This is a genomic window from Flavobacteriaceae bacterium GSB9, assembly GCA_022749295.1.
Lineage (GTDB): Bacteria > Bacteroidota > Bacteroidia > Flavobacteriales > Flavobacteriaceae > Flavisericum.
On sequence record CP062007.1, the window covers coordinates 2,338,594 to 2,351,133 of the forward strand.

The 12,540-nt window shown below is 37.6% G+C and carries 8 protein-coding genes; 5 read left to right on the forward strand and 3 right to left on the reverse strand.

Annotated elements, in window-relative coordinates; genetic code table 11:
- Positions 1 to 63: 63 nt before the first annotated feature.
- The gene (gene dusB / locus GSB9_02058) at positions 64 to 1,059 is read right to left on the reverse strand and encodes a tRNA dihydrouridine synthase DusB (GenBank protein UKM65488.2); all 996 of its coding nucleotides are present in this window, start codon (positions 1,057 to 1,059) and stop codon (positions 64 to 66) included.
- A 46-nt stretch (positions 1,060 to 1,105) separates the two neighbouring features.
- Positions 1,106 to 2,239, reverse strand: coding sequence for a T9SS C-terminal target domain-containing protein (locus tag GSB9_02059; GenBank protein ID UKM65489.1), 1,134 nt, complete (start codon positions 2,237 to 2,239; stop codon positions 1,106 to 1,108).
- A 144-nt stretch (positions 2,240 to 2,383) separates the two neighbouring features.
- On the opposite strand from GSB9_02059, the gene GSB9_02060 reads away from it, so the two are divergent.
- Positions 2,384 to 2,926 carry a hypothetical protein gene (locus GSB9_02060; protein ID UKM65490.1) on the forward strand — a complete coding sequence of 181 codons (543 nt, stop codon included), beginning with the start codon at positions 2,384 to 2,386 and terminating at the stop codon, positions 2,924 to 2,926.
- A 56-nt stretch (positions 2,927 to 2,982) separates the two neighbouring features.
- Here the strand turns inward: GSB9_02060 and GSB9_02061 are convergent, their stop codons facing one another.
- Positions 2,983 to 5,418, reverse strand: coding sequence for a TonB-dependent receptor plug domain-containing protein (locus GSB9_02061; GenBank protein ID UKM65491.1), 2,436 nt, complete (start codon positions 5,416 to 5,418; stop codon positions 2,983 to 2,985).
- 247 nt (positions 5,419 to 5,665) lie between these two features.
- Here GSB9_02061 and lepA point away from each other — a divergent pair, with 247 nt between their 5' ends.
- The 4 genes from lepA to GSB9_02066 all read left to right on the forward strand — a co-directional run bounded on the left by lepA (position 5,666) and on the right by GSB9_02066 (position 12,540).
- Positions 5,666 to 7,462: a translation elongation factor 4 gene (lepA, locus tag GSB9_02063; GenBank protein UKM65493.1), complete on the forward strand. Its 1,797-nt coding sequence runs from the start codon at positions 5,666 to 5,668 to the stop codon at positions 7,460 to 7,462.
- A 590-nt stretch (positions 7,463 to 8,052) separates the two neighbouring features.
- Entirely contained in the window at positions 8,053 to 9,255 is a 1,203-nt protein-coding gene (glgA, locus tag GSB9_02064; GenBank protein ID UKM65494.1) for a glycogen synthase, read from the forward strand.
- 39 nt (positions 9,256 to 9,294) lie between these two features.
- Positions 9,295 to 10,560 (forward strand): glucose-1-phosphate adenylyltransferase, encoded by a 1,266-nt coding sequence (locus GSB9_02065; GenBank protein UKM65495.1) that lies wholly within the window; start codon positions 9,295 to 9,297, stop codon positions 10,558 to 10,560.
- A gap of 42 nt (positions 10,561 to 10,602) precedes the next feature.
- Positions 10,603 to 12,540 carry an alpha-1,4-glucan--maltose-1-phosphate maltosyltransferase gene (locus tag GSB9_02066; GenBank protein ID UKM65496.1) on the forward strand — a complete coding sequence of 646 codons (1,938 nt, stop codon included), beginning with the start codon at positions 10,603 to 10,605 and terminating at the stop codon, positions 12,538 to 12,540.

Sequence of the window (12,540 nt, forward strand, 5' to 3'; positions counted from 1 at the left end):
ACTTAATTTGCTTCCACTCTGCTCATTATGATAATTTACCCTACTCTTGAAATTAACAGCAAGTTACTCAGCAAACTGATAATTGGCAAATTTTTCTTCAACCTCATCAAAGGCAGCGAAAACATCTTCAGCATGGTCGCTTGTTACCATTTTCATACGGTATTCCTTAAAGTGCGGAATCCCCTTAAAGTAATTGGTGTAATGGCGGCGCGTTTCAAATACGCCCAACGTTTCACCTTTCCAATCGATAGACATTTGCAGGTGTCGCCTAGCTGCTTCAACGCGTTCTTTTAACGAAATGGGCTCTAGGTGTTCACCTGTATGAAAAAAGTGTTTTACTTGCTTAAAAAACCAGGGGTTACCAATACTGGCACGGCCAATCATACAACCATCTAAACCATATTGGTCACGCATTTCCATAGCACGTTCGGGAGTATCAACATCGCCATTTCCGAATACCGGAATATGCATTCTTGGGTTGTTTTTCACCTGGGCAATAGGCTTCCAATCGGCATGGCCTTTATACATTTGCGCTCGGGTACGACCATGGATGGCTATGGCCTTACAACCAACATCCTGCAAGCGTTCGGCCACCTCAACAATGCGAATGGAGTCGTGGTCCCAACCCAAACGGGTTTTCACGGTAATAGGGATGTTGGTACGCTTAACCATTTCGGCAGTGAGTTGCTCCATTAAACAAACATCCTTTAAAATACCAGCTCCAGCACCTTTGCTCACCACCTTTTTAACGGGGCAGCCAAAATTAATATCAATAATATCTGGTTTCGACTCTGCAACAATATCTATAGTTTGCAGCATGCTATCTAGATTAGATCCAAAAATTTGAATCCCCACGGGACGCTCCTTTTCATAAATATCCAATTTCATAACGCTTTTGGCCGCATTACGAATTAGTCCTTCGCTAGATACAAACTCGGTGTAAACCACATCGGCACCTTGCTCTTTGCAAAGCGCACGGAATGGTGGGTCGCTCACATCTTCCATGGGTGCCAGAAGCAACGGAAAATCAGGAAGTTCTATATTGTCTATCTTTACCAAAACTTTTTTTGGCAAATTTAAGCTTTTTTAAAAAACACGGCGTATTTTAAATTTTTACTAGCCTTTTGAACACTGTTTGCCCTTGATCTAAATGAATTTTTAACAAATAAACGCCTTGGTGGTATTTCTGCATGTCCAATTGTTTATCCTGTGATATTAAAAGTCGTTTAGAATGCATTCCAAACAACTCGATATAATCGAACCCTACAGTATCTATATTTAAAGAATGTTTCACAGGATTAGGGTAAACCGTAACATTATACTTATTTTGAAGCGTCTCATCATTATTATTCAAACTGGTATCGTTGGTAGAAAAAGAAATTAGCTTGGCGGTATCGCTCAACGTAAATCCGCCAACCGATACATTAAAAGATTCCGATGTGATAAAAAACCGATTTTCATTTACAAACGTTATACCCTCAACCTGTTCTAAAGCCAAAGAGGTTAGCTGGGTTTGGGTATTTAAATTTGAAAAACCTGAGTCTGTAAATCCTTCGACCACCCAAACGAATGGTTGCAAATTTGATGAATATCCCACCAAATAAAGTTTGTTGGTGTAAGTATTGTATGTAGCACCAGTTATAAGGCCGTTACTGTTTAAACTATTGGGCAAAGCTGTGATTTGGTAATCTCCAACGGCTTTAGGAATACTATAGGCAAGAGTAATATTATCAACCCAGTTCTTACTGAAAAGCACCAAATTATTCTCGTTAAACGAAATTAAAGCTTCTGCATCCCAGGGTGTATTATTTGTATTTGAAGTAAAATCGGTTTGGTCTTTATAGCTAAAACTTATAACCTCGGCCGTTACGTTTGTATCGTTTAGATAATCAGATTTAATTATTTTGTAAATTTTCAAGTCTGTCCTATTCCCATTATTATTACCAAAATCGCCTATATAAATGTATTCCTCATCCTGTGCGATATCCTCCCAATCTTTGTTTTCTGCATTGGTTATGGTTACAGTCCGCGTAATTGCTCCAGAAATAGTATCCACCTCGTAAAGCCTATTTTCATTCCCCGAATCGTTGTGCGTAATAAGCTTTCCATTAAAGAAAATAGCCCCAGAAGATTCAGCTACAGTTTCAGGCAATGTAAATTTTTCATCAACATTTTCAATTTGTGCTTGGATACTGAACGAAATAAAAGCGAACGAAACTAGCAACGAAAGATTTTTCATAATCAATTTTTAAAATGCTTAACAAAATTAATTCATTTTCATGAACTTAATATCAAACAAAAACCATTAATTTAAATACAAAAACACTCACGTTTTATGAACTTTATGATAAAAACTCTAACTTTAAAGCCCAAAACTTAACCTATGAGAACACAAATTTTACTATTCTGCACTACGTTTTTGATCTTGTTTAACTGCGATGTAGTTGATAAGCTCGACGAGTTGACCAAGTTTGAAATGGATTACCAAGCCACCTATTCCATTCCTCCTGTTCCTATCGTTAATGTACCGGTTAGCTTATCATCTTCAGAAATCGATACTAATAGCGAAACTACCTTTAGCAATAATAAAACCGATAAAAATTCTATTGAAAGCATCAAACTGAAGCGGATAACAATCAATATTACATCTCCAGATGATGCCAATTTCAATTTTCTTAAAGACATCCATATTTACATAAAGTCTGACAATGTTGAGGAAGTTGAAATAGCTAAACTAACCGATATTGAAAACCTAAATTCCAGCACCTTAGAGCTCGATGTTTTAGACAAAGAACTGGAGGCTTACCTTAAAGAAGAAACCATTACATTACGTGTAAATGGCACAGCCGATGAAACCACATCACAACAAATTGATGTGCTGATTGACACCGTTTTTAATGTAGATGCTAAAATTTTAGGATTCTAATCAAAAAAAATCATTGACACTTTTCCTCAGGAATATTCTTCAAAGAAATTCTTAATTTATTTTTTTATGGAATAAAAAGCGTGTTTAACCACCGGAATACCGGACGCCGTAATACCTTCTAAAGTCACTTTAGCTTGGGTTTCTACCTTAGTATTTTTAAAGCTAACTTTTGCCGTACCTGTGGCATCGGGATGCACATAAGGACTCCAGAAAATAGTATTTCGCACAGCAGCCTTATTGTCCTTTTCAAAATCGGGTTCTTCTGGGTTAGGCGTATAAAAAGTACGCTCTGCATAAAAGCCTTCGATTTCCTTTTTTATACTGTGGAACACTTTCTTTTCAGTTGTATTAGTCGTTCCTTCCTTAGTGTAAATTGCAATAACGCCATTGGCACCCTCGGCACCGTAAATAGCCGCCGAAGGCCCTTTAATAGCTTCTATTCTTTCAACATTTTCTGGCAGCACAAAATCTAAATCGGCTTGGGTGAACAACGGAAAACCGTCCAATATAATATGTGCAGGGCCACTAAATCGCATAAAACGTACAGTATCGTTAGTAACAATTGTTCCAGGTATAGTAAGCTGAATAAACTGATAAATATCATTCACCACAGGTGAGTTTTCGTCAACTTCATAAGTAAAATCGGCTATGCCGTGTAAACTCGTTGATTCCCTTTTCTTGGTGGCCGTAATTTCTACGGCATCCAACACGTTTTCAGCAGCAATGCCAAACGAGGCGTATTTCCTGTAAACGTTTTCAATAATTTTTTCTGAAGTCGTTACTGGTTCGAGAAAAATGCTGTCTTTAACACTAAAGTTTGCTGGCATCGGTTTCGTTTCAAAAGGGTTCATTACAATCTCTCCTCTAAATTTTCCTCGGTCGTTTCTAGAATTTAAAAACATATTGGTTTTTCCAACAAACATCAACTCATCGAATTTAAAATGGCCAAGCGAATCGGTTTCCGCGTTTAAAATATTCATGCCTTTTTCACCCATCAAAGCTAATGTAAGATTGAGCCCTACTTTGGGTTTTTGCCCAAAAAGTTGTTTGACATTTCCTGTAATTTCAAATCCCTTTTCAACCTCATAATAACGATCGGCTGATGGTTTCGGCATAGTTTTCCAAAGGAAATTGCGCCAGCCTTGTGTTAGCAACAGTAAATCAAGATGTGCCAGTCTTTGCTTATTACGCTTATCAAAATAGTAACCTGGGTCTATAATTTTTCCTCGAATATCAGATTCCAACAAAAAATGCGAACAGATGTTGGAACTGTAATCGTTTGTTAGATTTGAACCATTGGTATCAGCCACACTTAGCGAGAAACTAGCTAAAACGCCATCACCGCTTTTTGTCTGGCTTTTAAGGTTTAAATGTACATGCTCTCCTATTACATATTCGTTTTTGTCTGTACTAAGCTCTACTTGCAAATCTTGTGACTTTTCAATATATACCAAGCGTTCACTTTGCGGGAGACCTTTACTATCGTACAACGTAATTTGCGAAATGCCCTCGGTAAAACGCTGGGTGGGCAATTCAAAAGACAGTACGGTTTTATTTAGTTGTTGGGTACCTTCTAGGTAATTAATGCCTCTAGTATTACAAGAAATGCTTACTTGGCCACCTTGTTCTGCCATGGTTTTTGCATTTGTTCTAATGCTTACTATATCTCTGTTTTGGTATTTTTTATATGACAAGAGATAACCAGTTTCAATAACTTCCGGCAACTGCTTTTCAAACGTTAATCCGCTGGATGTTGTTATCTTTGCATAATAATTTGATCCTAATTGGGGTTTGAGCTGAAACTTGCCCATGCCATTGTGCACACCCAAAAACAACGAAACCAATTGGTTATTGGAATCGTAAATCTCGCCTTTTACCTCAACAGGATTACCATAACTATCTGTGGCCTTAAACGCCACGGCCGAAGGCACATTATGCACCAAAGATCCTCCTTCAGGAAAAAACTGAATGTCAATTTGATTTTCTTTAGCTTCTATAGTTTTGGCCGCTTTGGCCTGGTCAGCATTTAAATCCGTCTCTTCGGTTTTAAACTGCTGATAAACATCAATAATTTCAAAATCCTTTTCAAAAATAAAATCGTCACCAAAGTTTCTGCTATAATTCGTGTAAGCCCTAAGTTGATAACGCCCGGGCTTAGCACCAATGGAATCGTTGAGCTTAAAATCGCCATGGCCCAAACCTTCTTGAATTAAGGTTTTGTTTCTTGCCAATATTTTAGATTCTGGTGAAATCAGCTCCACATAAAGCACATTGCTGTAATCGAAAAGCTGGTGGCTGTACGCATTCACTACATAGGCCTTGTACCATAAATCTTCACCCAAAACATAATAATCTCTGTCGGTGTGGACATATATTTTTTCAATGTCTGTGATTGATTTTTTTTCTTGGGCGCTTAAAATATTGAACGTAGAAAGCAAGCATATAAGGCAAAGCAAAAGGCCTTTTTTAACTTTGGTAGAATGGTGAGTCATTTATATTTCTGAATATTGAATCTCAAAGATATACAAAAGTAAGTTTTTTTTGTCATAAAACTATTTTTATGTTTATAATGCCAACAGATAAAATAATTTGCAAATATTCCACCTTAAAACATCTATATTTGCAAATTGAATCTTGGTATAGATTGCTTTATGAAACCCTTAAAGGGCGGTTGGCAGTTAAGCAAGAATACCTACTAGGTTTAATTACTTAAAAAAGGAGTTGTAGTATATTGTTTGTATGAAAAATATCAGGAATTTTTGCATCATTGCACATATAGATCACGGAAAAAGTACATTGGCAGACCGTTTGCTCGATTACACAGGGTCGGTAACAGCACGTGAAAAGCAAGACCAGTTGCTTGATAACATGGATTTGGAGCGCGAGCGTGGTATTACCATAAAATCGCACGCCATACAAATGGACTATATTTACAACGACGAACACTTTGTATTAAACCTAATTGACACACCCGGCCATGTAGATTTTAGTTACGAAGTATCGCGATCCATCGCAGCTTGCGAGGGCGCTTTGCTTATTGTTGATGCGGCCCAAAGCATACAAGCGCAAACCATTTCTAATCTTTATTTGGCCTTAGAAAACGATTTGGAAATTATTCCTGTGTTAAATAAGGTTGATTTGCCCAGTGCCAATCCCGAAGAGGTAACCGACGATATCGTCGATTTATTGGGCTGCGATCCCGAAGAAGTCATTCACGCCAGTGGAAAAACAGGTTTCGGAGTAGATAATATTTTAAAAGCCATTATTGAGCGCATTCCAGCACCAAAAGGAGACCCCAATGCACCTTTACGTGCATTGATTTTCGATTCGGTTTACAACACATTTAGAGGCGTTGAAACTTATTTTAGGGTGTTTGATGGCGAAATAAAAAAAGGCCAGCATATTAAATTTGCCGCTACCAATAAAGATTATTATGCCGATGAAGTGGGCACACTAAAACTCACTCAAGTTGCAAAAAAAGATATCAAAACAGGCGATGTGGGTTACTTGATTACAGGTATTAAAACGGCTAAGGAAGTAAAAGTAGGTGATACTATTACCAGTTTTACCAACCCTACCAAAAATGTGGTTTCAGGGTTTGAAGACGTTAAACCTATGGTATTTGCAGGTATTTATCCCGTTGACACGGAAGATTTCGAAGAACTTCGTGCCTCGATGGAAAAATTACAGCTTAACGATGCTTCGTTGGTTTTCCAACCCGAAAGTTCTGCAGCTTTAGGCTTCGGGTTCCGTTGCGGATTTTTAGGCATGCTCCACATGGAAATTATACAAGAACGTTTGGAGCGCGAATTCGATATGACGGTAATCACCACCGTTCCTAACGTATCGTACCACGCCTACACCAACAAAGAACCCGACGACATTGTTATTGTTAACAACCCTTCAGATTTACCCGATCCTTCAACTTTAAATCGTGTTGAAGAACCCTATATAAAAGCCACCATCATTACCAAAGCCGATTTTATTGGAAATGTTATGTCGCTTTGTATTGAAAAACGCGGTATTATTACCAATCAAACCTATTTGACTACCGAACGTGTGGAATTAACTTTTGAAATGCCCTTGGCGGAAATTGTATTCGATTTTTATGATAGGTTGAAAACCGTTTCAAAAGGTTATGCGTCTTTCGATTACCACCCCATAGGCATGAAACCTTCAAAATTGGTTCGATTGGATATTTTATTGAACGCTCAACCCGTTGATGCGCTTTCGGCATTAATCCATGCCGACAATGCACAATCAGTTGGAAGAAAGATGTGCGAAAAACTTAAGGAACTTATTCCACGTCAGCAATTCGATATTCCTATCCAGGCTGCTGTTGGCGCTAAAATTATATCGCGCGAAACTATAAAAGCATTGCGTAAAGACGTTACAGCAAAATGTTACGGTGGCGATATTTCGCGTAAACGTAAACTTTTGGAAAAACAGAAAAAGGGTAAAAAACGTATGCGCCAAGTGGGTAACGTAGAAATTCCACAGCAAGCATTTATGGCGGTATTGAAGCTTAACGATTAATTGCGAATTTTAACCCATTTGATTCAATCAAAATTTTAAATACTTCGGTATTAATTTAAAAGATAAACCCAAATGTTAATTTAGCATTGGGGTTTTTGTTACATCTAAGCTTTATATTTTTTTGGGTGACTGGAAAGCGTTTTATCGAAAAACACATGATTTTTTACTTTTCAATAAAAAAACAATGAATGATTAAAACCAAAACCGCCTTTTCTCTCTTTTTTTTTATTGATAATTTTCTCTATTCACGTTTTTGCCTTAATTTCTTCAAAAAACAAAATTCGTTTAAATTGTTAATAATTATTTTGTATGTTTATAACATAGTAACTAAAATAAATTAACAAACTACACCTACCCCTTAAATACCCTAGCTTAAGTGGTACATGCCTTTGGTTAATTTAAAACTCAACAGGGCAATTGTTATTAACAATTTTACGATTTAACAACTTGTATTGGCCTCGTTTACAAACAAGGGCTATTAGTGTTTAACAATCGTAATTTTAACTTTTAGTAACACCAAATAAGTTCTTTGTTTGTTAATTTTCTTTTTTTTTGACATGCTATTAACCAATTTTATGAGATAACATTATATGAAAGCACTTTTTTACACTAGAGAATTTCCTCCATATGTCTATGGCGGAGCCGGAGTTCATGTTGAATACCTAGCCGATGAGTTGTCAAAACTTATGGAAGTAGATGTAAGGTGCTTTGGTGACCAAGATGAAAAATCAGGAAAACTTAATGTTAAAGGCTTCCCGTTTGATGATGGTGTTTTTGAAAACTCAGACGACAAACTCAAATCTGTTTTTAAAACATTAAGTACCTGTCTACATATGAACGCCGAACCAATTGATGCTGACGTGGTACATTGCCATACTTGGTATGCACATTTTGCCGGCATTGTCTCTAAACTATGCTATGGTACACCGCTTGTTATAACAACACATTCGCTAGAACCGCTTAGGCCATGGAAACGCGAACAGTTGGGTAGGGGTTACGATGCATCGTCTTGGGTAGAAAAAACAGCTATTGAAATGGCCGATGCTTTAATTGCCGTTTCAGAAGAAACGAAAGAGGATGTTATAAAACATTTTAATGTCGACGAAGAAAAAGTAAAAGTTATCTACAACGGTATAAACCTGAAACAATATAAAGTTACATCAGACACTTCAACTTTAGATGAATACGGTGTAGATAAATCTAAGCCCTACGTACTTTTTGTAGGACGCATTACCCGCCAAAAAGGAATTATTCATTTGGTGAACGCCATAAAATACATAGACCCCGATACACAAATTGTATTATGCGCTGGTGCTCCTGACACCAAAGAAATTGGCAAGGAAATGGAAGATGCCGTTAACGAGGTTAAAAAAACCAGAGAAAATGTTATTTGGATTGACAAGATGGTTTCCAAAGAAGAAATCATCCAACTGTACTCGCATGCCGATGTATTTTGTTGCCCATCTATTTACGAGCCTTTCGGAATTATAAACATAGAAGCCATGGCATGCGAAACAGCCGTAGTAGCCAGTGCGGTTGGAGGTATAAAAGAAGTTGTTGTTGATGGTGAAACCGGACTTTTAATTCCACTGGAACAACAAACCGAAGCGCCTTTCGAACCTATAAATCCAGACACATTTTCTAGAGATTTAGCTGAAGGTATAAATAAGGTAATTAGAGACAAAGCCTTAAGAGAAAGTATGGCCAAAAAAGGCCGAAAACGTGTAGAAGACTATTTCGATTGGGTGGCTATTTCTAAACAGGTTGAGGACCTTTACAAATCTTTGATATAATTATAAATGAAACTAAGCACTAAAAAAAAACCATAAGATATGATTAACAATAAAGTATTAGCCATTGTTTTAGGAGGTGGCCAAGGATCTAGACTTTATCCATTAACCGACAAAAGATCTAAACCCGCTGTTCCCATAGCTGGCAAATATAGGCTGGTAGACATTCCCATATCCAACTGCATCAACGCAGACATTAAACGTATTTTTGTTTTAACTCAGTTTAATTCTGCTGGCTTAAACAAACATATTAAAAACACATATCATTTTAGTTTTTTTAGTAGTGCCTTTGTAGATGTACTAGCTGCCGAACAAACACCACACAACAAAACTTGGTTTCAGGGAACCGCCGATGCCGTTAGGCAAAGCATGCACCACTTCTTAAACCACAATTTTGAATATGCCTTAATCTTATCTGGAGACCAATTGTACCAAATGGATTACGATAAAATGATCGAAGCCCATGAAGAAAGTGGAGCGGAAATCTCTATTGCCACCATTCCTGTAAATGCAAAAGATGCTACTGGATTTGGCATACTCAAAGCCAACGAAGACAATATTATAACCTCTTTTGTTGAAAAACCAGATGCTAGTTTACTACCTGACTGGAAATCGGATGTTAGTGACGAAATGAAATCCCAAGGCAGAGACTACTTAGCCTCAATGGGTATTTATGTGTTTAACAGAGATTTGCTAATCAAACTCACGGAAAACCCAGACACCAACGATTTTGGAAAGGAAATTATACCGCAATCCATCGACTCCCATAAAACTCTCAGCTATCAGTACGAAGGCTACTGGACCGATATTGGAACTGTAGAATCATTCTTTGAAGCCAACCTCGGGCTAACAGACGATATTCCAAAATTCGATTTATACGATAGAGACAAACGTATCTATACCCACGCCCGTATGCTCCCAACTACAAAAGTAGCAGGGACATCTCTTGACAAAGCCGTGATTTCGGAAGGCTGCATTATAAGCGCTGCCAAAATCGAAAAATCAGTAATAGGCATTCGGTCAAGAATAGGTAAAGAATCAACCGTTATCAACACGTACATGATGGGTAGCGATTACTACGAAACCTTAGAGGAAATGCAAAATAATAAAATTGAAATCTTAATGGGTATTGGTGAGCGCTGCTTTATAAAAAACTGTATTATTGATAAAAATTGCCGTATAGGTGATGATGTGAGAATTAATGGTGGCACCCACTTAGAAGATACTGAGACCGATACATACTGTGTAAAAGAAGGCATTGTCGTTATTAAAAACGGGGCTACTATTCCAAAAGGATTTATTCTCTAAAGCACTAAAATTTATTGACCCTATTAAATATCTAACCAAACAATGCAAAACCAGAAAAGAGTAGTCATTGATTATGTATCACCAAGTATTAATTGTGGCGAATTTTACATCAAACGTGTCGTTAACGAAGTTGTTAATGTAGAAGCCCATATTTTGGCCGATGGCCACGATGTTTTAGGGGCTTCTGTTCTTTACAAACACGAAGATGAACAAAATTGGAAAGAGTCGCGAATGATTTTGCGCTCTAACGACGAGTGGCAAACATCTTTTAAAGTAGAAAAGCAAGGTTTTTATACCTACAAAGTTGAAGCTTGGGTTGATTATGCCCTAAATTGGCGATATGGCCTAATAAGAAAAATTAACGATGGACAACACGTATCATCTGAATTACTTGAAGGTGCCGAATTTATTGAACCGCTCATTAAAACCGCTTTAGGTGACGACAAAGCATATTTAGAATACTTACACCGCATTTTTAAGAATGAAAACAATTACGGTGAAGCCATAACCGAAGCAGCCAAAGACAGGCTCTACTATATATTCTTTAACAACCCCATAAAAACCCTTGCTAATACATCAAAAGCGTATCAAGTTTATGTAGACAGAAAACGCGCAAGGTTTAGCACTTGGTACGAGTTTTTTCCTCGATCGGCCTCAGAGCACGAAGGCGTTCATGGTACATTTAACGATTGTGTGCGTTTATTACCTAGAATTAAAAGCATGGGGTTTGATGTGGTTTACCTACCTCCCATCCATCCCATTGGAGAGGTTAATCGTAAAGGCAAAAATAACACTACAGAAGCCAAACCTGGCGATGTAGGGTCGTGCTGGGGTATTGGCTCGCAATATGGCGGCCACAAAGACATACATCCACAACTTGGGAATCTGGATGATTTTAAGGCTTTAATCCAAGCTGCTAAAGACAACAACTTAGAGATTGCCATGGACTACGCTTTGCAAGCAGCTCCTGATCATCCTTGGGTAAAAGACCACCCAAAGTGGTTTAAATGGCGGCCAGACGGCACAGTACAATATGCCGAAAACCCACCCAAAAAATATCAAGATATTCTACCTATTTATTGGGAAAGTGAAGATTACAAAAACCTATGGAACGAATGCTTGGATATTTTAATGTTTTGGATCGATTGCGGCATCAAAATTTTTAGGGTAGATAACCCACACACCAAACCATTTTATTTTTGGAGTTGGATTATTTCAAAAGTAAAAGAAAAACATCCCGATGTTATCTTTTTAGCCGAAGCGTTTACCGCACCCAAAGTTATGCAACAACTCGCCAAACAGGGTTATACACAATCTTATACCTATTTTACTTGGCGAGAAAGCAAACATGACCTTATTCAGTATATTGAGGAGTTAACTAAATCGGAGCTCAAAGAATATATGCAGCCCAACTTTTGGCCCAATACGCCCGATATAAACCCGTATCACCTGCAGGGTGCTAACGAAGCGATGCATATTATTCGTTACACTTTGGCAGCAACCCTTAGCTCATGTATAGGCATTTATGGACCTGTTTTTGAATATATGCTTTCCGACCCGTTGCTTGGAAAAGAGGAATACCTGAATTCTGAAAAATTTCAATTTACACATTACGATTGGGGAATAAAAAACAAGTTGATTACCATTATTGCTAAGATAAACTACATCAGAAACCTCAACGAAGCGCTTCAGCAAACCAATAATATTAAGTTTTGCCACATTCAAAACGACAATTTATTGGCATTTTACAAATGGAACGAAGACAAATCCAATGAAATTTTTGTAGTCATCAGTTTAGATTCACATAATTCGCAACAAGGTACCGTACAGGTTCCTTTACATGAAATCGGTGTTCATCATGGGCATAACCTTGAAATGCACGACTTAATAACCGATAGTCGTTATAACTGGAATAGCGAGTGGTGCTATGTGGAGTTGCACCCAACTTTACCGTTCCATATCTTTAAAATCAACAAATAA

What these genes read in the sequence shown, in the direction of transcription:
- GSB9_02059 (UKM65489.1), bottom strand. Translation starts at nt 2,239, where the DNA reads ATGAAAAATCTTTCGTTGCTAGTTTCGTTCGCTTTTATTTCGTTCAGT.
- GSB9_02060 (UKM65490.1), top strand. Translation starts at nt 2,384, where the DNA reads ATGAGAACACAAATTTTACTATTCTGCACTACGTTTTTGATCTTGTTT.
- GSB9_02061 (UKM65491.1), bottom strand. Translation starts at nt 5,418, where the DNA reads ATGACTCACCATTCTACCAAAGTTAAAAAAGGCCTTTTGCTTTGCCTT.
- lepA (UKM65493.1), top strand. Translation starts at nt 5,666, where the DNA reads ATGAAAAATATCAGGAATTTTTGCATCATTGCACATATAGATCACGGA.
- glgA (UKM65494.1), top strand. Translation starts at nt 8,053, where the DNA reads ATGAAAGCACTTTTTTACACTAGAGAATTTCCTCCATATGTCTATGGC.
- GSB9_02065 (UKM65495.1), top strand. Translation starts at nt 9,295, where the DNA reads ATGATTAACAATAAAGTATTAGCCATTGTTTTAGGAGGTGGCCAAGGA.
- GSB9_02066 (UKM65496.1), top strand. Translation starts at nt 10,603, where the DNA reads ATGCAAAACCAGAAAAGAGTAGTCATTGATTATGTATCACCAAGTATT.